This is a genomic window from Streptomyces sp. NPDC046900 (assembly GCF_040644975.1).
Taxonomy (GTDB): domain Bacteria; phylum Actinomycetota; class Actinomycetes; order Streptomycetales; family Streptomycetaceae; genus Streptomyces.
On sequence record NZ_JBEYXD010000006.1, the window covers coordinates 229,466 to 248,219 of the forward strand.

Annotated in this window: 17 protein-coding genes; 8 read left to right on the forward strand and 9 right to left on the reverse strand. The window is 71.0% G+C overall.

Translation table 11 applies throughout. The annotated features are described in order from the left end of the window. Nucleotides 1-62: 62 nt before the first annotated feature. Both ABZ904_RS09385 and ABZ904_RS09390 read left to right on the forward strand, forming a co-directional pair. The gene (locus tag ABZ904_RS09385; protein WP_361822199.1) at nucleotides 63-1,067 is read left to right on the forward strand and encodes a zinc-binding alcohol dehydrogenase family protein; all 1,005 of its coding nucleotides are present in this window, start codon (nucleotides 63-65) and stop codon (nucleotides 1,065-1,067) included. A gap of 81 nt (nucleotides 1,068-1,148) precedes the next feature. After that, complete coding sequence (locus tag ABZ904_RS09390; RefSeq protein WP_360999329.1) at nucleotides 1,149-2,360, forward strand: GAF domain-containing SpoIIE family protein phosphatase; 1,212 nt, start codon at nucleotides 1,149-1,151, stop codon at nucleotides 2,358-2,360. A gap of 21 nt (nucleotides 2,361-2,381) precedes the next feature. Here the strand turns inward: ABZ904_RS09390 and ABZ904_RS09395 are convergent, their stop codons facing one another. The 3 genes from ABZ904_RS09395 to ABZ904_RS09405 all read right to left on the reverse strand — a co-directional run bounded on the left by ABZ904_RS09395 (nucleotide 2,382) and on the right by ABZ904_RS09405 (nucleotide 4,233). After that, nucleotides 2,382-3,245 carry a Cof-type HAD-IIB family hydrolase gene (locus ABZ904_RS09395; RefSeq protein WP_360999327.1) on the reverse strand — a complete coding sequence of 288 codons (864 nt, stop codon included), beginning with the start codon at nucleotides 3,243-3,245 and terminating at the stop codon, nucleotides 2,382-2,384. Nucleotides 3,246-3,310: 65 nt separating this feature from the next. Next, entirely contained in the window at nucleotides 3,311-3,433 is a 123-nt protein-coding gene (locus ABZ904_RS09400; protein ID WP_359400847.1) for a hypothetical protein, read from the reverse strand. Nucleotides 3,434-3,801: 368 nt separating this feature from the next. Then, entirely contained in the window at nucleotides 3,802-4,233 is a 432-nt protein-coding gene (locus ABZ904_RS09405) for a protease inhibitor (RefSeq protein WP_359400850.1), read from the reverse strand. Nucleotides 4,234-4,605: 372 nt separating this feature from the next. Here ABZ904_RS09405 and ABZ904_RS09410 point away from each other — a divergent pair, with 372 nt between their 5' ends. Further along, nucleotides 4,606-5,208, forward strand: coding sequence for a hypothetical protein (locus ABZ904_RS09410; RefSeq protein ID WP_359400852.1), 603 nt, complete (start codon nucleotides 4,606-4,608; stop codon nucleotides 5,206-5,208). Nucleotides 5,209-5,238: 30 nt separating this feature from the next. Here the strand turns inward: ABZ904_RS09410 and grpE are convergent, their stop codons facing one another. Together grpE and dnaK are read right to left on the reverse strand one after the other, a co-directional pair. Further along, a complete protein-coding gene (gene grpE, locus ABZ904_RS09415) occupies nucleotides 5,239-5,748 on the reverse strand; it encodes a nucleotide exchange factor GrpE (RefSeq protein WP_359400855.1) in 510 nt (169 codons plus the stop codon). Between the two features lie 2 nt (nucleotides 5,749-5,750). Further along, nucleotides 5,751-7,610, reverse strand: a complete 1,860-nt coding sequence (gene dnaK / locus ABZ904_RS09420) for a molecular chaperone DnaK (RefSeq protein ID WP_359400858.1) — start codon at nucleotides 7,608-7,610, stop codon at nucleotides 5,751-5,753. 433 nt (nucleotides 7,611-8,043) lie between these two features. On the opposite strand from dnaK, the gene ABZ904_RS09425 reads away from it, so the two are divergent. The 3 genes from ABZ904_RS09425 to ABZ904_RS09435 all read left to right on the forward strand — a co-directional run bounded on the left by ABZ904_RS09425 (nucleotide 8,044) and on the right by ABZ904_RS09435 (nucleotide 11,082). Continuing rightward, nucleotides 8,044-9,630: a cytosine permease gene (locus tag ABZ904_RS09425; RefSeq protein WP_359400862.1), complete on the forward strand. Its 1,587-nt coding sequence runs from the start codon at nucleotides 8,044-8,046 to the stop codon at nucleotides 9,628-9,630. Continuing rightward, entirely contained in the window at nucleotides 9,630-10,310 is a 681-nt protein-coding gene (locus tag ABZ904_RS09430; RefSeq protein ID WP_361822205.1) for a cyclase family protein, read from the forward strand. Before ABZ904_RS09425 ends, ABZ904_RS09430 begins: the two co-directional genes overlap by 1 nt. A 127-nt stretch (nucleotides 10,311-10,437) precedes the next feature. Further along, complete coding sequence (locus tag ABZ904_RS09435; protein WP_359400868.1) at nucleotides 10,438-11,082, forward strand: LysE family translocator; 645 nt, start codon at nucleotides 10,438-10,440, stop codon at nucleotides 11,080-11,082. A 33-nt stretch (nucleotides 11,083-11,115) separates the two neighbouring features. On the opposite strand, the gene ABZ904_RS09440 is transcribed toward ABZ904_RS09435, so the two are convergent. Next, nucleotides 11,116-12,285 (reverse strand): helix-turn-helix domain-containing protein, encoded by a 1,170-nt coding sequence (locus tag ABZ904_RS09440; protein WP_359400871.1) that lies wholly within the window; start codon nucleotides 12,283-12,285, stop codon nucleotides 11,116-11,118. Nucleotides 12,286-12,398: 113 nt separating this feature from the next. Here ABZ904_RS09440 and ABZ904_RS09445 point away from each other — a divergent pair, with 113 nt between their 5' ends. Together ABZ904_RS09445 and ABZ904_RS09450 are read left to right on the forward strand one after the other, a co-directional pair. Beyond that, complete coding sequence (locus ABZ904_RS09445) at nucleotides 12,399-13,568, forward strand: lactate 2-monooxygenase (protein WP_359400874.1); 1,170 nt, start codon at nucleotides 12,399-12,401, stop codon at nucleotides 13,566-13,568. After that, nucleotides 13,565-14,539: a 2-hydroxyacid dehydrogenase gene (locus ABZ904_RS09450; RefSeq protein ID WP_359400877.1), complete on the forward strand. Its 975-nt coding sequence runs from the start codon at nucleotides 13,565-13,567 to the stop codon at nucleotides 14,537-14,539. The genes ABZ904_RS09445 and ABZ904_RS09450 overlap by 4 nt, the downstream gene beginning before the upstream one ends. A gap of 61 nt (nucleotides 14,540-14,600) precedes the next feature. Here the strand turns inward: ABZ904_RS09450 and ABZ904_RS09455 are convergent, their stop codons facing one another. From ABZ904_RS09455 to ABZ904_RS09465, 3 genes are read right to left on the reverse strand one after another with little or no spacing between them, the layout of a single operon-like run. Next, nucleotides 14,601-16,982 (reverse strand): glycoside hydrolase family 3 N-terminal domain-containing protein, encoded by a 2,382-nt coding sequence (locus ABZ904_RS09455; RefSeq protein ID WP_359400880.1) that lies wholly within the window; start codon nucleotides 16,980-16,982, stop codon nucleotides 14,601-14,603. Next, on the reverse strand, nucleotides 16,979-17,797 hold the full coding sequence (locus tag ABZ904_RS09460; RefSeq protein ID WP_360999316.1) for a carbohydrate ABC transporter permease: 819 nt from the start codon (nucleotides 17,795-17,797) through the stop codon (nucleotides 16,979-16,981). Before ABZ904_RS09460 ends, ABZ904_RS09455 begins: the two co-directional genes overlap by 4 nt. Next, complete coding sequence (locus tag ABZ904_RS09465) at nucleotides 17,794-18,750, reverse strand: sugar ABC transporter permease (protein WP_359400886.1); 957 nt, start codon at nucleotides 18,748-18,750, stop codon at nucleotides 17,794-17,796. Before ABZ904_RS09465 ends, ABZ904_RS09460 begins: the two co-directional genes overlap by 4 nt. Between the last annotated feature and the right edge of the window lie 4 nt (nucleotides 18,751-18,754).

Genomic DNA, 18,754 nt, shown 5'->3' on the forward strand with positions numbered 1-18,754 from the left:
CGGACGGCGGTCCCGCCCGACACTGGAACGAGGACGGTCTTGGACGGGATGGGGCACAAACGATGCGCGCATGGGTGGTGGACCGGCCGGGCCCCGTCGAACGGAAGCCGCTGCGGTTCGTGGAGCGGCCGGTTCCGGTGCCGGCCGCCGACGAGCTGCTCGTGCACGTGCGGGCCTGCGGCGTGTGCCGTACGGATCTGCACGTGACCGAGGGCGACCTGCCGGTACGGCGACCCGGGGTGACTCCCGGGCACGAGGTGGTGGGCGAGGTGGCCGCGCTCGGGGCGGAGGCCGGCGGCTGGGCCGTCGGCGACCGGGTGGGGGCGGCGTGGCTCCGCCGTACGGACGGCACCTGCAAGTACTGCCGAAGGGGGTCGGAGAACCTGTGCCCGGACTCCGAGTACACCGGCTGGACCGCCGACGGCGGATACGCCGAGTACACGACCGTGCCGGCCGCCTTCGCCTACCGGTTGCCCGCGGGCGTGGACGACGTCGCCCTCGCTCCGCTCCTGTGCGCGGGCATCATCGGTTACCGGGCGCTGCTGCGGACGTCGCTGCCGGAGGGCGGGCGCCTCGGACTGTACGGGTTCGGCGGCAGCGCGCACCTGTGCGCCCAGGTCGCCCTGGCGCAGGGTGCGACCGTGCACGTCCTGACCCGGGACGAGGCCTCCCGGCGGCTCGCCCTCGGCCTCGGGTGCGCGTCGGCGGCCGGCGCCCAGGACGTGCCCCCGGAGCCGCTCGACGGTGCGATCCTGTTCGCGCCGGTCGGTGATCTCGTACCGGTGGCGCTGCGGGCGCTCGACCGCGGCGGAGTGCTGGCGCTCGCGGGCATCCATCTGACCGACGTCCCGGTGCTGCACTACGAGAGCGAGCTGTTCTACGAGAAGGAGCTGCGCAGCGTCACGTCGAACACCCGCCAGGACGGCCGGGAGTTCCTGGAACTCGCGGCCAGGTACGGTGTGCGGGCGACGACGCACCCGTATCCACTGTCCGAGGCCCAGCGCGCCCTGCAGGACCTGAAGGCAGGGCGATTCGACGGGGCGGCCGTGCTGGTGAATGATCTCTGAGCGGCCGGTGCCGCGCGGGGTGCGGGCCGGTCCGCCACGTGCGTGGATGGACTCGGAGAGGTGTTGTCGCGGAGGTGCGCTGTGGGCGGTGAGCACACTGCAGACCCCCCGTACGGCGTCGACGACGCCCTGGAGTCGATCGGCACGACGCTCGACGAACGGGTCACCTGCGAGGAGCTCGCCGGCTATGTGTGCGGCCGGGTGTGCGACGCGGCCGCGGTGGACCTGCTGCCCGAGAACGCCCCCTGCTCGCCGCCCCCCGACGACCCGGGTCTGGAGCGGATGGCGACGGCCGGCCGGACCGAGCTGCTGGAGGCGTGGGGCGTAGAAGGCGCTCGTCCGCTGTCGATGAGGGCGCTGGACGAAAGGCGTCCGGTCACCGACTCGCCGATGGACCTCTCGGGATGTGGGGCGCGCCAGGCCGTGGCTGTTCCACTGGTGGGGCAGGGGCAGCAGTACGGGGCGCTGCTGGCCGTGCGCAACGACCCGCCGTTCTCGGACCGGGACATCGCCGTCGCAGGCTTCGCGGCCCGGCTGGCGGCCGTGCACCTGGGGCACGCGCGCCGGTACACGTCCATGCGCGGCACGGTGTTCCGGCTGCAGCGGGCTCTGCTGTCCGAGCCCGGGCGGCCCCATCCCAACCTGGATCTGGCCACGCGGTATCTGCCCGCGGGCGGCGGAACGCTGGTGGGCGGGGACTGGTTCGAGACGGTACGGCTGCACTTCGGGCGGACCCTGCTGGTGCTGGGCGACGTCATGGGGCACGGGCTGGACGCGGCGGTGGACATGAACGCCTACCGGTCGATGCTGCGCTACATCGCCTCCACCGACCTGCCCCCGCATCGCGTACTGCGGCGGCTGGACGCTGCGGTCGCCGAGGACGGCAGCCGCCGTCCGGCCACCTGTCTGCTCGTCCAGGTGGACCCGGCGCGCGGCACGGCGTCACTGACCAGTGCCGGGCATCTGCCGCCGGCCCTCTTCAGCGCGGACGGCACCGGGGAGCTGCTGGACGTACCCGTCGGGCCACCGCTCGGAACGGGGATCGGCGGCTACGAGCTCACCACCCGGACGCTCGCGCCCGGGGACATGCTGCTGCTGTTCACCGACGGTCTCGTCGAGCGGCGTGAGGAGGACATCGACGTCTCCTTGGCCCGGCTCGCCGGGCTGCGGCTGCGGCCGGGCGCGAGCGTGGAGGAGTCCCTCGCCGACGTCCTGGAGCACCTCGACGCCGGCCACGCGGAGGACGACGTGGCCGTCCTGGCCGCCCGCATCCGCCGCCGCCCGGAAGTATGAGGCGCCGCGGGCCGGCCTGACTCAGCTCGTGGGCAGGTGCAGCAGACGGGCGATGGTGCGCAGGACACCAAGCTCCGTGTTGGACGGCGCCATGTAGCGGGCCCGACGCAGTACGTCCGGGTGGGCGTTGGTCATGGCGAAGGACCAGTCGGCCGCGTCGAGCATCTCGAGGTCGTTCAGATAGTCCCCGAACACCACTGTCTGGGCGGGTGTGATGCCCAGTTCCCGCTGGAGCATGCGCAGGGCGGCACCCTTGTTCGCGGTGGGGTTCATGACGTCGACCCAGTGCTCGCCCGAGACGACGACCTGGTGGGTCGACGTGAACGGCGCCAGCGCGGGAGCGGTCGTCCTCTCCACGGGCCCGAAGTCGTAGAGGGCCACCTTGAGGAACTGGTCGTCCACGGTGGTGAGGTCCTCCACCGTGCGCAGCAGGGTGTAGTACTTACTCGCCTCGGCAACGAAGGCCTCGTCGCTCCGCTCGACGTAGGCGGACTTCTTGCCGCACAGGACCGCCCCGACGTCCACTCCGTCGGCCGCGAGCCGCCTCGTGGTCCCGACGATGCGGGCGGCCACAGCGGCGTCCAGGGGATCGGAGCTGAGCTCCACGCCGTCGCGCACCACATAGGTGCCGTTCTCGGCGACGAAGACCATGCCGTCGGCCGCCTCGGCGAACTGCCGGGCCAGCGTGGCGTACTGGCGGCCGCTGGCGGGGCTGAACAGCACTCCGCGGCGACGCAGTTCCGTAAGGAGCGGCCAGAGTCCCCCGGGTATCCCTCCGGTGCTGTCGAGCAGGGTGCCGTCCATGTCGGTGACGACCAGCCGGATGTCCACCGGTCCGCTCGGGAGCTCGGGGGCGGTCGGGAGGCACGAGGGCGTGGCGGACATGTCCTGCTTTCTGTCTCGGGCAGCGGTGAAAGTCTCTTCGGCGGGTCGGCGCGGTACGGGTCCGGTCAGTCGTCCTGGGCGCGGGTACGCGGATCGCCGTGGGCGCGGCGCAGTTCGCGGACCGCAGCCGTGCTCGGCAGGGCGGTGCAGGCGAACGCTCGGCGGATGTCCATCTCACCTCTTGCCATCGGGTCTCCCGGAGTCGGCGCCGACGCCTCGTCGCCGGCCCCATCGTAAGGGCCACTCCCCTCCCCGACCCGTGGCCGGGTACCCGCTGACCTCGGCCGAGGCCCGGTCTCCGGCAGGGACGTACACGGCGGCGCCCGGACATGACCGTGCCCCGGCTCTTCGGCCGGGGCGACGGATCCGCCGTATACGACTCGGGGTGCCGCGCGGTGGGGCGCGGGTCCGGATACCTCATTCGGGAGCCGGCCGGACGGCCCCACTCCGTCCGGCCGGTCCCGCTGCGAGATCGTGTGGTTCACCGCGTCAGGGCTTGCACTCCCCAGTTACAAGCTCTGTTCAGACGTTCGCGGCAACCCCGCGACCCGCGTCCTCAGAACGCGAAGAGGGCAGTCCCGTAGGACCTCTTCACGCACTCGTTGGCGAAGGTGCGTTCGTAGTCGACGCGCTTGCCCTGCCAGACGCCCTGCACGGTGACCACCACTGGGTCGTACTGCTTGGTACACAAGGCGCCGTCCCTGATCGACAACGCATCGAAGTCCCCGCCGGCCGCGCTGAGTTCGGCGCAGGCGTCGACGCTGTCCGGGTGGCTGCCGGAGGGGCTCGGGGCACAGCTCAGCGTGACGGCACGCTGGGGTGTGGCGAGAGTGGCGCTCTCGCCGTGACCCGTGGTCAGGACGAGCGCCGAGGGGGCGTACAGGGAGGCAGGGGCGTTCGGGGCGGCGACGGCGGACCCGGTGAGGGGGGCGCAGACGGCGGTGGCCGTCAGGGTGAGGGTCGCTGCCCAGCGCGCGGTGTTCGGCATTGTGTGCATCCTTCCGCTCGTGTGGAGTCACGGCACACTCCGGTCGCACGGGGCTCCGGAGCCGGCCGGGACGGGTGCCGGTTCGGCGTGCCGGAGTCTGCCGAGTCCTCACGGGAATCTCACATCGACCCCCCTCGTTTCAGTAACTTTTAGTGTTGAAGCAGTGGCGTGAAGTCACGGAATTCGAACGAACGGGCCCCGCAACCATGGGGCCGCGGGCCGTCGACGGCAGCCCGCTGGCCGGATTGCCACGGCTCTGCAATCGGCCTGAAACATTCCGCTTCCCCGCCGCAGCAAGCGCTGTCTTCAGCTCCTGGCAAACGCACCCCGCCCGCTCTTGCTTTTGTGCCAGACCGGAGTAATCGTCATTACATGATTACGACGGAGCAACGAGAACAACTGCGCGGCTGGTTCGCCGGCCGTCTGCCCGACGACCTGTTCGAGAAGCTGGTCGAGGTCACCGTCGACCGCGAGGAGATCACCGTCGTCGGCCGTATCCCGGAGCCGCGGCTCGCTGCCCAGGCATCCCCCGCCGAGCGGGACGCGGCCGTCCGGGCCCGGATCCAGGAGTTCCGCGAGCGCACCCGCGAGGACCGCGTCGAGGTGGCGCGCGAGGCGGAGCACCGGTTCCGCAAGAAGGTTTCCTGGGGCGTGGAGTGCGGCGGCGAGCGGGCGCTGTTCACCCATGTCGCGGCGCCCGTGATGACGCGGCTGCGCCAGCCCGAGCGTCAGGTTCTGGACACGCTCATCGCGGGCGGCGTGGCGCGCAGCCGCAGCGACGCCCTCGCGTGGTGTGTGCGCCTCGTGCAGAAGCACACCGACGACTGGCTCACGGAGCTGCGGGAGTCGCTGGAGCATGTGCAGCGGGTCCGGGCCCAGGGACCGGACAGCGGGGAGGGCCAGGGAACGGACATCGGCGAGAACCGGCAACCCGACGGCACCGAGGCCGAGGACAGCACGGCCGAGGGGCAGTGAGCCCGTCACGGCCCCGACGACTGCTGCCGGTCACCGTGAGGCGTGGCCGCCCCGGCCTCCCGCCATCTCGTGCGCGGTCCCGGCCGTGCGGGACGGGGGCGGGCCGGTGACGGCCACGCGGGCGGCGCGCAGCAGCCGGCCGCCCACCCGGTAGCCGGAGGCCAGGATCTCGGTGCAGGTGAGGCCTTCGGCTTCCGGGGAGACGACATGCGTCACGGCCTCGTGCCACTCGGGATCGAAGGCCTCGCCCTCCTCCCCGAACGCCTCCAGGCCCAGAGAGCCCAGCTGAGCCTGAAGGACGTCGGCGACGGCCTTCAGACCCGGCGTCAAGGCTTCCTGCCGCCGGGCGCCCTCGACGGCGTCCAGCACGGGCAGCAGCGCCCGCAACACGTTCTCCGTGGCGATCTCCCGCACCGCCATGCGGTCGCGTCGCACCTGCTTGCGGTAGTTGTCGTACTCGGCCTTCACCCGTTGCAGGTCGGCAGTGCGCTCGTCCAGAAGACGCCGCAACTCCGCGCTCTGCGGCCCGCTCGGGTTCATGGTCAGCCCGCCTGCGAGGTGTTGTCGTCGTCCACGATCTCGGCGTCCACGACATCGTCGTCGGCCCGGCCGCCGCCCGCCGTGCCCTGTTCGGCCGCTGTGCCGCCCTCGGGTCGCGCCTGCTCGTACAGGGCGCTGCCGATCTTCTGTGCAGCGGCGGCGGCCTTGTCCATGGTCCGCCGGATCTCCGCGCCGTCCTCGCCCTTGAGGGCCTCCTTCAGTTCGGCGATGGCGCTCTCCGTCTCGCTCCGGGCGTCGGCGGGAATCCTGTCCCCGTTCTCCCTGATGAGCTTCTCGGTCTGGTACACGAGTTGTTCGGCCTGGTTGCGGCTCTCGGCGGCCTCGCGCCGCTTGCGGTCCTCCTCCGCGTGCTGCTCGGCCTCCCGCACCATGCGGTCGATGTCGTTCTTCGGCAGCGCGGAACCGCCGGTGACCGTCATCTTCTGTTCCTTGCCGGTGCCGAGGTCCTTCGCCGCGACGTGCATGATGCCGTTGGCGTCGATGTCGAAGGACACCTCGATCTGCGGGATGCCACGGGGCGCCGGGGGCAGACCTGTCAGCTCGAACATGCCGAGCTTCTTGTTGTACGCCGCGATCTCGCGCTCGCCCTGGAAGACCTGGATCTGCACGGACGGCTGGTTGTCCTCAGCCGTGGTGAAGATCTCGGACCGCTTGGTCGGGATCGTGGTGTTGCGCTCGATGAGCTTGGTCATGATGCCGCCCTTGGTCTCGATACCGAGGGACAGCGGGGTCACGTCGAGCAGCAGGACGTCCTTGACCTCGCCCTTGAGGACACCGGCCTGGAGGGAGGCGCCGACGGCCACCACCTCGTCCGGGTTGACGCCCTTGTGGGGCTCCTTGCCGGTCAGCTCCCGGACCAGGTCCGTCACCGCAGGCATCCGGGTCGAACCACCGACGAGGATGACGTGGTCGATGCTGGACACCTTGATGCCGGCGTCCTTGATCGCCTGGCGGAACGGCTCCTTCGTACGCTCGAGCAGGTCGGCCGTCAGCTGCTGGAACTGGGCGCGAGTGAGCTTCTCGTCCAGGTGCAGCGGGCCCTCGGACGAGGCCGTGATGTAGGGCAGGTTGATGGTCGTCTCGGACGAGCTCGACAGCTCGATCTTGGCCCGTTCCGAGGCCTCGCGCAGTCGTTGCACGGCCATCTTGTCCTTCGACAGGTCGACGCCGTACGCGTTCTTGAACTGCTGGACCAGGTGGTCGACGACCCGCTGGTCCCAGTCGTCGCCGCCCAGATGCGTGTCGCCGTTGGTGGCCTTGACCTCGATGACACCCTCGCCCATCTCCAGCAGCGACACGTCGAAGGTGCCGCCACCAAGGTCGAAGACCAGGACCGTCTGGTCGTTCTCCTTGTCCAGGCCGTACGCCAGGGCGGCGGCGGTCGGCTCGTTGATGATCCGCAGGACGTTGAGGCCCGCGATCTCACCGGCCTCCTTGGTGGCCTGCCGCTGGGAGTCGTCGAAGTAGGCGGGCACGGTGATCACGGCGTCGGTGACGTCCTCGCCGAGGTACGCCTCCGCGTCCCGCTTCAGCTTCTGCAGCACGCGCGCGGAGATCTCCTGCGCGGTGTACTTCTTGCCGTCGATCGTGCCGCTGTCCGGGAAGCGCCAGGACTGGTCGCCCATGTGGCGCTTGACCGAGCGCGCGGTGCGCTCGACGTTGGTCACCGCCTGCCGCTTGGCGACCTCGCCGACGAGCACCTCGCCGTTCTTGGCGAAGGCCACGACCGACGGTGTGGTCCGGGCTCCTTCGGTGTTGGTGATGACCGTGGGCTCGCCGCCCTCGAGGACCGAGACCACTGAGTTCGTGGTGCCGAGGTCGATTCCGACCGGACGTGCCATGGGGACTCTCCCTCCACTTCGTGCTCGTCGTCGTTCTCGTCGCGGAGCGTCTCGTACAAGCGAGTACCCGCCTGGCCGCCTTCCGGGCCTGATCACTGGGACGGCCTTTCACTCCGACCCACGAGCTGCCTCTAATGCCTGAATAAAACTTGAGCGCCCCAATGTCAAGTTTCCCATCGAGCAGGTACGCCACCAGCTGAAAGGCCGCCGCGTCCGACCCTCGCGCCGTCCACGTCGCAGTGGAGGAATCGTCCATCACGCGCGCGAAAAATGGACGGAGCGTCCTCTGGTGTGTCCCGGACGTGCGGACATAGCGTCGGCAGACCCCGTACGAACGGCCTCACCTCGCACCGCCCACCCCGCGGTCGCCCGGCGCCGTCCGTCCTCTCGCGCCACGAACGCGCTCCGCCGCACTTTCCCCGCAGGAGCCCCGTTGTCCCAGAACCCCACCTCCCCCGCCGCCGCGCCGCCCTCCCTCACCGAGGTCGAGACCCACGGCGTCGAGCGCATCCCCGACGCGGACCGCACCGCGACCCCGCTGGACCTGTTCCGGGTCGCCTTCGGCGGCGCCAACACCTTCTCCACCTGCGTTCTGGGCGCCTTCCCCATCCTGTTCGGCCTGTCCTTCTGGCAGGGGCTCGCGGCAACGCTCCTCGGCGTGGTCGCGGGGGCGCTGATCCTCTGTCCGATGGCGGTGTTCGGCCCGGTCAACGGCACGAACAACGCGGTCTCCTCCTCCGCCCACCTCGGTGTGCACGGCCGTGTGGTCGGCTCGTTCCTCTCCCTGCTCACGGCCGTGGCGTTCTTCTCCATCTCGGTATGGAGCTCGGGCGACGCCCTGGTCGGCGGCGCACACCGACTGTTCGGCCTCGAGCGCGGCAATCTGTCGTACGTCATCGCCTACGCACTGTTCGCGGGTCTGGTCCTCGCGGTGTGCGTGTACGGCTTCCGGTTCATGCTGTTCGTCAACAAGATCGCGGTGACCTCGGCGACCGTACTGTTCCTGCTCGGGGCGATCGCCTTCGCCGGCGACTTCGACCCGTCGTACGCCGGTACGTTCACCGCCTCGGCCGATCCCGCGACGAAGGCGCTGTTCTGGCCGTCGTTCATCGGCGCCGCGCTGATCGTGCTGTCCAACCCGGTGTCCTTCGGCGCCTTCCTCGGCGACTGGTCGCGCTACATCCCCGCCGGTACCCCGCGCCGCAAGGTGATCGGTGCCGCGTTCCTGTCGCAGATCGCGACGCTGCTGCCGTTCGTGTTCGGTCTTGCGACCGCGAGCATCATCGCCCAGCGGGCACCCAAGTACGTCGACCCGTCGGCGCCCGACTTCGTCGGCGGGCTGCTCGCCATCTCGCCGACGTGGTTCTTCCTGCCGGTCTGCCTGCTCGCGCTGATCGGAGGCATGTCGACGGGCACCACATCGCTGTACGGGACCGGGCTGGACTTCTCGTCGGTGTTCCCGCGGCTCTCGAGGGTGCAGGCGACGCTGGTGGTCGGCGTGCTGTCGATCGCGTTCATTTTCATCGGCCGTTTCGGGCTGAACCTGGTGCAGTCGATCTCCACTTTTGCCACGATGATCATCACCTGTACCACTCCGTGGATGGTCGTGATGATGCTCGGCTTCTACACCCGGCGCGGCTGGTACGACCCGGACGCGCTTCAGGTCTTCAACCGCCGCCAGCGCGGCGGCCGCTACTGGTTCTCGCACGGCTGGAACTGGCGCGGTATGACCGCCTGGTGGGTCTCCGCGGTGATCGGCGTGCTGTTCACCAACATCCCGGGCCAGTTCGTCGGGCCGCTCGGCGACCTGGCGAACGGCGTCGACATCAGCCTGCCGCTGTCCCTGGCCGTAGCGGCGATCCTCTTCCTGGCGCTGTTGCGGCTCTTCCCCGAACCCCGTGCGGTGTACGGGCCGCAGGGCGCGCGGCTGGCCCGTACCGTCGAGGCACCGGTGCCGGCGATCACCGGGCCGGGCACGCCGGAACAGACGGCTCCGGCGCTCGTCGTCGAGGGTGGCTGATGGACTCCTGGCTCGACCTGTCGGTGCCCGTGGTCACCGGGATGCCCGTGTATCCCGGCGACCCGCAGGTCGAGGTGAAGCGGGCGTTGCGGGTGGCCACGGACGGCGTCAACGTCCTGAGCCTGCACATGGGTTCGCAGTCGGGCACACATGTGGACGCGCCGTACCACGTGAACTCGGCGTGGACGGCCCTGGACGCGCTGCCGCTGGACCGGTTCGCCGGCCCGGCGGTGGTGGCGGACATACGGGGCCTGTCGGCCAGGGCACCGATCACGCCGGAGCTCCTCGCGCCCGCGCTCAATCTGCTGCGGCTCCAGCCGGGCGCGATCCTGCTGCTGGCAACCGGCTGGTCCGCCTCCTGGGGAACCGACGCCTATGCGGACCACCCCTGGCTGACGCCCGAGTCGGCACAGGCGATCGTCGACGCGAGCGTCCGCACGGTCGGGGTGGACGCGCTGAGCGTGGATCCGTCCGGCGATCCGGACCTGCCCGCACATCGCGTGCTGTGCGGCGCGGGCGGCGTGATCGCCGAGAACCTCACCGGCCTCGACCGCGTCCTCGCCGCCCAACTGGCCGGCCGACAGGTGGAGGTGTACCTGTTCCCGCTGCACCTTCCCGGCTCGGACGGGGCCCCGGTCCGGGCAGTGGCCCGCGTCGGCGATCCCGTGCGGTACCCATAGGTGGTCGTGCCCGGCCGGTCGCCCCGGTCACCGGTCGGGCACACGACCACGACGGAACCACACCACTCCTGCCCGATATCGGGCAGAATTCTGGATTTCGCGAGCCTGACTCCCCTACGCTCGCCCGGTGATCGACCTCTCCGCCCTGTGGGGCTTCGCCCTGATCGTCGGCTTGCTCACCCTGACCCCGGGACTGGACACCGCGCTGGTACTGCGTACCGCGGCGCTGGGCCACCGCCGCCGCGCCTGGGGGGTGGTCCTCGGCATTCAGACCGGGACCCTGGCCTGGGGCGTCCTCACATCCCTGGGAGTGACCGCCCTGTTGACGACCTCTCACCTGGCTTACGCCGTGCTGCGCTGGGTCGGCGCCGCCTACCTGCTGTGGATGGGCGGCCGACTGCTCTGGTCCACGCGGCACCGCGCCGACGAGACGGCGGACGACGAGGCGGACCGGCCACGATCCGGCGCCCCGGACACGGTGTTCGGCGGCTGGCGTCAGGGCTCGGTGACCAACCTGCTCAACCCCAAGGTGGGGGCCTTCTACGTCGCCGTTCTGCCGCAGTTCATCCCGGCCGGCGCCTCGCATCTCGCCATGGGCGTACTGCTGGCGGGCACCCACGTCCTGCTGGGAGCGCTCTGGTCCTCCGTACTGATCGCCTGCGCACACATGCTGCGCGACCGGCTGCGGCGCACCTCGACCCGGCGGCTGCTGGACGGGATCACCGGTACGGTCATCGGCGCGTTCGGCCTCCGGCTGGCGCTGGGCGACTGAGTTCGGCGTACCGACGTAGGCCGTGACGCCGGGTCACGATCCGACCGTGCGGGCGATGTCCAGGGTGAGTCGCTGCCAGGGATCGCGCGGATCCCGTGACGTCAGGACGTGGACACGGCGCAGTCGGTAGCGCAGCGACTGCGGATGCAGATGGAGCGCGCGGGCCGCGGCGGTCGCCGATCCGGCGTCGATGTAGGCGGTCAGAGCCTCGAGAAGATGGCGCTGTTCGGGGTCGGTCAGCGGGCCGAGGACGAGACGGGCGATGTGCTCCGGGGCGGCCGCGGAATGCCCGGCGAGCAGCGCCAGTACGTGCGCGTCGGCGTCGGTGAGGAGGCGGCCGGGACGGTGGGCGTGGGGCGGCGCCGTGTCGAGTGCGTCGGCCGCGAGCCGGTGCGCGACCGCGACCCGGTCGAGACCCTCCCCCGTGATCGCGCAGCCGCGCCAGCCCCGCTCGTCGAGGACGGCCGGCACCCGCCCCACCGCCGCGGCGGGGAACAGCAGGACGGCGCGGGAGCCCCGTACCGTCGACAGTGCCACACCGCAGTCGCCGAGGGCGCCCAGCAGTCCGGCGGCCGCCTCGTACGACATGTCCGGAGCGCCGCCGGCCGCCGGCTCGGCGACCAGCAGGCAGTAGGGCTCGGGGAGATGAACGCCGAGACGGGCCGACCGGTCCGACAGTGCGCCCTCCGAGGCGTGCCGGCCGGCGATCAGGTCGTCGAGCAGCAGCCTCAGCGCCCGGTCCCGGTCCCCCGCGAGGTCCTCGGTGGTCGCCGCGTAGGCCGTGGCCATCTCCTCCGACAGTGTGTCCAGGGCTGTGAGCAGCACCCGGGCGAGCGCCAGGCCGTCCGCCGCGGTGAGGCCGGTGGCGCGGGCGGCGACCTCGTCGGTGAGGACCGTCGCGGCCACCCGGTAGGCGCGCAGCACCGCCTGCACCGGCCGCCCGTCCGCCGCGCGGGCCGCCGCGATGCCGCGGAACCTGCGCAGATCGGCTGGTTCGAGCGCACCACCGGTGGCCCAGAGATGCAGCAGCCGGTCCACGCCCCAGGCGGCGATGGCCCGTACCTCTGGCAGCCTGCTGTCGTCGAGTGCGGCGTACACCGGCACCTGTCCGTGGACCGCGGCGACGACCGCGTCCACGACCCTCGGATCGGCGGCGATCTCGTCCCGGACGCGGCTCCGGGGTGTGCCGGAATGGTTTGTCACAGGGTGATGATCCCAGCCGTGCATGGTGCGCACCACGCTGGACGGGTGTTGTCACAGTCGCAAGGATCGTCGCTGTACAGCGCGGTCTCAAGGACGAGAGGCGGAACGTACGGATGACCAGGCACTGGGCGGACTTCCAGTACGAGATCTATCTGAACGGCATGACGGGCGCCGTACCGCGGCTGCCCACCGATCTGACCCGGCTGGAGGAGCTCACCGAGCAGCGGCTCGGGCCCGGCCCGGTCGGCTATGTGGCGGGCAGCGCGGGTACCGGCAGCACCACCCGGGCCAACCGGGCGGCGCTCGAGCGGCGCAGGATCGTGCCGCGCATGCTGCGGGACGTGCACGAGCGCGATCTGTCGGTCGAGGTGCTGGGCAGCAGACTGCCCGCTCCGCTGGCGCTGGCGCCGATCGGCGTCCTGTCGATCATGCATCCGGACGCGGAGCCGGCGGCGGCGCGGGCCGCGGCGGCCCAGGGTGTGCCGTTCATCCTCTCCTCCGCCTCCAGCACGCCCATGGAGCAGGTGGCCGAGGCGTCCGGCGACGGTGAGCGCTGGTTCCAGCTCTACTGGGCCAAGGACCGGGAGGTCACCCGCAGTTTCCTCGCCCGGGCGAAGGCCTCCGGGTTCACGGCTCTGTTCGTCACGCTCGACACACCGCTGCTGGCCTGGCGGCCCCGGGACCTCGACCAGGCGTATCTGCCGTTCCTGCACGGGGTGGGCACCGCCAACTACTTCACCGACCCGGCGTTCCAGGCCGGTCTGGCCAAGCCGGTGCACGAGGACCCCAACGCCGCCGTGATGCACTTCGTCGGCATGTTCGCGGACCCCGGCAAGACCTGGCCGGACCTGGCGTTCCTGCGGGAGAACTGGGACGGTCCGATCGTCCTGAAGGGCATCCTGCATCCGGACGACGCCCGCCGGGCCGTGGACGCGGGGATGGATGGTGTGGTGGTCTCCAACCACGGCGGCCGGCAGGTGGCCGGTTCCGTGGCGGCCGCGGACGCGCTGCCCCGGGTGGTGGAGGCGGCCGGTGATCGTCTCACCGTGCTGTTCGACAGCGGGATCCGCACGGGCGACGACGTCTTCAAGGCGCTGGCGCTGGGCGCGCGCGCGGTGCTCCTGGGACGTCCGTACGCGTACGGGCTCGGGCTCGACGGGCAGGCCGGCGTCGAGCATGTCGTCCGCTGTCTGCTCGCCGAACTCGACCTCACCCTCGCCCTGTCCGGACACGCCGGTCCGGCCACGCTCGGCCCCGCCGACCTGATGGAGGAATCCGCATGACCGACGTCAAGAAGGTCCTGGCCGTCGTCTCGCCGCACGTCGGCGGGCGCGCTGCGGGCTCCGCGCTGGCCACCGTCTTTCCCGGGGAGGCCGAGGTCACCGTGGTGGAGCGGACCGACGAGGATCCGGCGGCGCTGCGGGCGGCGCATGTCATCGTGACGGGGCTCGGCCCGGTCACCGCCCAGCACATCGCCGTCGCACCGGAGTTGGAGCTCATCCAGTGCGCGAGCCACGGCTTCGACTACGTGGACCTGGACGCCGCCAGGGCCAGGAACGTGCCGGTCTGCAACATAGGCTCCAGCGGTGCCGAGAAGCAGAACGTGGCCGAGCAGACCTTCGCGCTCATGCTCGCCCTGGCCAAGCAGCTCGTGCCGGCGCACACCGCGCTCGTCGACGCCGACTGGGCGCTGCCGCGGCTGCAGCGGTCCATCACCGAACTCTCCGGCAAGACCCTCGGAATCGTCGGACTCGGCCATATCGGCGAGGAGGTCGCGCGCCGCGCGCTCGCCTTCGACATGTCGATCCTGTACGCGGGCCCCGAGCCCGTGGCGGCGGAGACCGAGGCACGTCTCGGCGCCCGCCATGTCGAACTCGACGAGCTGCTGCGCACGTCCGACTACGTCACGCTGCACGCGCCGCTCACCGAGGCGACCCGGCATCTGCTCGACGCCGACCGCCTGGCGATGATGAAGCCCACCGCGTTCGTGATCAACACGGCGCGGGGCGCCCTCATCGACCAGGACGCGCTCGCGGACGCACTGGAGAACGGTGTGCTCGCCGGGGCGGGGATCGACGTCTTCGACCCGGAACCGCCCACCGCGGCCCTGCGGCTGCTGAAGGCTCCGAACGTCGTGCTGTCCCCGCACGTCGCGGGGGTCACCCGGGAGACCCTCGTCCGGATCGCGGTGGCGGCGGTGCAGAACGCGGCCGACTTCCTGGCCGGGCGGGCACCGCGGGACATCGTCTCCTGACGGACGCCGCGCCGGATCGGGCGGCTCGGACCGGGTCGGTCCGGTCCGAGCCGCCGCCGCCTCACTCGGCCGGCTCGGGTTCCTGGACGAAGGCCGCGTGGAACCGCCGGGTGTGGTCCACGTACCGCTCCGGACCGGTCAGGGTGACCGTCGCCGTCAGTCGCGGATCGGTGCTGGAGACGGCCAGGCGCAGCTCCAGGTCCCCCGGTTCGACCACGCGCCGCCCGTCACGGCCGGTGAAGGAGGCGAGCTCGGCCGGAACCGTGATCCGCACCCGCCGTGCCCGGCCCGGGGCCAGCGGTACCCGGGTGTAGCCGATCAGGCGCTGCACCGGCTGGACGACCGAGGCGACGTGGTCGTGCAGGTACACCTGCACGACTTCGGCGCCGTGCCGCTCCCCGGTGTTCCGCACCGTGAAGGACAGGGAGAACTCCCCGTCGGTGCCCGTCTCCTTCACGTCCACCGCGAGGTCGCTCCAGGCGAAGGACGTGTACGACAGTCCGTGCCCGAATCCGAAGGCCGGGGTCGGGTCGATGCTGGACACGTCGCTCACCTGGGCGAGTCGCGCCCCGAGATAGGTGGTGGGCTGGGCACCGAGCCCTCGCGGAACGCTGACGGGCAGCCGCCCGCTGGGGTTGGTGCGGCCACTGAGTACTCCCGCGAGGGCGGTGGTCCCCTCGACGCCCGGGAAGAAGGACTGCACGATCGCGGCCGCCTCGTCCACGGCGCGGCCGAGCGCGTACGGCCGCCCTGCCAGCAGCACGGTCACCACCGGGGTGCCCGAGTCCAGGAGCGCGTCGAGCAGTTGCTGCTGCGCTCCGGGCAGCGCCAGCGAGTCCGCGTCGCAGCCCTCGCCGCTGGTGCCACGGCCGAAAAGTCCCGCACGGTCGCCCAGCGCAGCGATCACGACGTCCGCCACCTGCGCCGCCTGTACGGTCTCGGCGAACGCGGAGGTGTCGCCGTCGTCGACACCGGTACCGCGCAGCACGGTGACGTCCGCTTCGGGGAACTCGTGTGCCACCGCCTCCCGGAGGGTGGGCAGGCTCATCCCCACCGGGGTCCGCGGGTGATGGACGCCGACGTGCAGCGGGAAGGAGTAGCAGCCCAGCACGGCGGTCGGTTCGTCGGCGTTGGGGCCGACCAGCAGGATGCGGCGCGGCCGGGCCAGCGGCAGCGTGCCGTCGTTGGCGAGCAGCACCACGGCCTGCTCGGCGACCTCCCGCGCCAGTTCCCGGTTCTCCGCCGTGTCGAGGTCGACCGTGCCGCGCAGCGCGTCCGGGCGGTCGAGTTCGGCGCCGGCCAGCACGGGCGGCACCGGGCTCCAGTCCGCGTCGAGCAGACCGAGCCGGGCCTTCTCGGCGAGCACCCGGCGCAGCGCGCGGTCGATGAGGGACTCTGGCACCCGTCCGGCGGTCACGGCCTCGGCGAGCGGTGCGCCGAACGTCTTGACGGTGGGCAGTTCGATGTCGACACCGGCACCGAGCGCGGCGCCGGCGGCCTCCGCCCAGTCACCCGCGATCCCGTGCAGGGTCCGCAGGAAGGCGATGCCGAAGTAGTCGGCCACGACCGTGCCGTCGAAGCCCCAGGTCTCGCGCAGCAGTCCGGTCAGCAGCTCCTCGTCGGCCGCCGAGGGCATACCGTCGGTGTCGGTGTAGGCGTGCATGACGGACCGGGCTCCGCCTTCGCGCACGGCCATCTCGAAGGGTGGCAGCAGCACATCGGCGCGCTCCCGCGGGCCCATGCCGACGGGGGCGAGGTTGCGCCCCGCGCGGGAGGCCGAATAGCCGGCGAAGTGCTTGAGCGTGGCGATGACACCCGCGGACTGCAGTCCCTGCACATAGGCGGTGCCCACGGTGCCGACGAGATACGGGTCCTCCCCGATGGTCTCCTCCACGCGGCCCCAGCGGGCGTCGCGGACCACGTCCAGAACGGGTGCGAGGCCCTGGTGAACGCCGACGGACCGCATGTCCCGGCCGATCGCGGCGGCCATGCGGCGGATCAGGCCGGGGTCGAAGGTGGCACCCCAGGACAGCGGGACGGGGTAGGCGGTGGCTTTCCAGGTCGCGAAGCCGGCCAGGCACTCCTCGTGGGCGACGGCCGGGATGCCGAAACGGTTCGCCGAGACAATGCGCGCCTGTGTGCGCAGCAGGGACAGCGCGCCGAGCGCCGGGTCGACGGGGGCGGTGCCGAAGGGACGGGTCAGCTGGCCCAGGCCGGTCGGCAGGAGGGCCTCGAGGTCGACGGCCTCCTCCATCTCGTGCTGGTGCGGGGCCACTTCGCCGCCCTCGTCGGACGCGCCGACCCAGACACCGTAGAGCTGGGCGATCTTCTCCTCGAGGGTCATCGCGGCGATCAGTGCGGACACCCGGGTGCGGACGTCGTGAGCAGGGTCGTTCCAGACGGGTGTTTCGGGGGTGGTCTCAACTGCCACGTTGGCGATCACTTTCCTCCGACGCCCATGAGGCCCTGGACCAGGGCACGACGGGCGAACAGGTAGACGAGCAGGACGGGCACCATGGACAGCACCACGGCTGCCAGCAGTCCCGGGATGTTGATGCCGTGTTCGGTTTGGAAGTTGTAGAGACCCAGGGTGATCAGCTTGGTGGAATCGGACTGGGTCAGAACAAGGGGGAACAGGAAGCCGTTCCACGCCTGGAGAGCGGAGAACACCACGATCGTGGACAGCCCGCCCCCGGAGAGCGGGAGCACCAGCTGGAAGAACATCCTCCGGGGCGTGGCGCCGTCCATGGCCATGGCCTCGAACAGCTCGGGGGAGATGTCGCGCATGGCGCCGCTGAGGATGAGCGCCGACATCGGCAGGCAGAAGGCGGCGGTCGGCAGGATGACGCCGAGCAGGTTGTCGTACAGACCGGCCTGGCTGATCAGGTAGAACATCGGGACGATCACGGCCTGTGCCGGAATGGCGAGGCCCAGCAGGAACAGCCGGAAGACCTGCGAGGTGATCCTGCTGCGGCTGCGCACGATCGCGAAGGCGAGCGGCGGAACGAGCAGCAGCACCAGGCCGATCACACAGGCGGTGACGATCAGGGTGTTCAGGAAGTACTGACCGAAGCCCGAGTCGAAGGCTCCCGTGTAGTTGTCGAAGGTGAAGCTGTGGGGGAAGGACAGCGGACCGTTTTGGGAGTACTCGGACTGGGGCTGCACCGTCGCCGCGAGCATCACATAGAGCGGCAGGCCGACCAGGAAGAGCCAGACGAGTGAACCCACGCCGGCCAGGTAGTTGGGGCGGCGCCTCATGACACACCCTCCATGGAGCTGCGCATCTTGTCGTAGCCGGACACGCGGACGACGATCAGCGAGATGACCGTCGCGGCGACGACCAGGACGAGGGCGATGGCGGCACCGGCGCCGAAGTCGAAGCTCTTGAAGGCCTTTTGGTACATGTAGTAGGCGCTGATCGTGGTGTCCGACCCCGGTCCGCCCTGGGTCAGGATGAGGACCGTCTCGAACGTGGTCAGCCCGCCGACGATCATCAGGATCGTCGAGGTGACGACCGAGTTGCGCAGCTGCGGCAGCGTGATGTGGAAGAACTTCCGGTAGCGCCCCGCCCCGTCGATCTCCGCCGCCTGGTACAGCACTTGGGGGATCGCGCGGGCGGCGCCCTGGTAGATCAGCGTGTGGAACGGGGTGAACTGCCAGGTGCTCACGAACGCGAGGACACCGATCGCGCTGGCCTGCTTGCCGAACAGGTTGCCGTCACCGAACAGCCAGGTGGCCTGGGCCGGGATGCCGAAGTTCGGGTCGAGCAGGGCCCGCCACAGCACCGACACCGCGGTGGAGGACAGCAGCAGCGGAATGAAGTAGATCACCGACAGCACCGCACGGTTGCGCTGCTGCCCCGCGGCCCAGACGCCGAGCAGGATGCTCAGCGGCGTCTGGATGACCACTCCGAGCACGGTGATCAGGAGGGTCAGCCAGATGCTCTTGATCATGACCGGGTCGTCCAGGACCCGGGACCAGTTGTCCATTCCGACGAACCGGGGCGAGCCGAGGCCGTTCCAGCTCATGAAGGACAGCACCGCCACCATGATCAGCGGGGCGATGGCGAAGACCGCGAAGAACGCGGTGGCGGGGAGCGCCCAGCCGAAGCCCGGGCGCCCCACGTGGGCGACGTAGGAGCCCTCCGTCCGCCGCCGGGCCGCCTTGCGGGTCCCGACGGCGGAAGGAGCGCTCGTCATATCCGTGGTCATGAGC

Coding starts and splice junctions, on each gene's coding strand:
- dnaK (WP_359400858.1), bottom strand. CDS start 7,610: ATGGCACGTCCGGTCGGAATCGACCTCGGCACCACGAACTCAGTGGTC.
- ABZ904_RS09405 (WP_359400850.1), bottom strand. CDS start 4,233: ATGCCGAACACCGCGCGCTGGGCAGCGACCCTCACCCTGACGGCCACC.
- ABZ904_RS09450 (WP_359400877.1), top strand. CDS start 13,565: ATGACCGACGTCAAGAAGGTCCTGGCCGTCGTCTCGCCGCACGTCGGC.
- ABZ904_RS09400 (WP_359400847.1), bottom strand. CDS start 3,433: ATGGCAAGAGGTGAGATGGACATCCGCCGAGCGTTCGCCTGCACCGCC.
- ABZ904_RS09460 (WP_360999316.1), bottom strand. CDS start 17,797: ATGAGGCGCCGCCCCAACTACCTGGCCGGCGTGGGTTCACTCGTCTGG.
- ABZ904_RS09385 (WP_361822199.1), top strand. CDS start 63: ATGCGCGCATGGGTGGTGGACCGGCCGGGCCCCGTCGAACGGAAGCCG.
- ABZ904_RS09445 (WP_359400874.1), top strand. CDS start 12,399: ATGACCAGGCACTGGGCGGACTTCCAGTACGAGATCTATCTGAACGGC.
- ABZ904_RS09410 (WP_359400852.1), top strand. CDS start 4,606: ATGATTACGACGGAGCAACGAGAACAACTGCGCGGCTGGTTCGCCGGC.
- ABZ904_RS09430 (WP_361822205.1), top strand. CDS start 9,630: ATGGACTCCTGGCTCGACCTGTCGGTGCCCGTGGTCACCGGGATGCCC.
- ABZ904_RS09395 (WP_360999327.1), bottom strand. CDS start 3,245: ATGTCCGCCACGCCCTCGTGCCTCCCGACCGCCCCCGAGCTCCCGAGC.
- ABZ904_RS09465 (WP_359400886.1), bottom strand. CDS start 18,750: ATGACCACGGATATGACGAGCGCTCCTTCCGCCGTCGGGACCCGCAAG.
- grpE (WP_359400855.1), bottom strand. CDS start 5,748: ATGAACCCGAGCGGGCCGCAGAGCGCGGAGTTGCGGCGTCTTCTGGAC.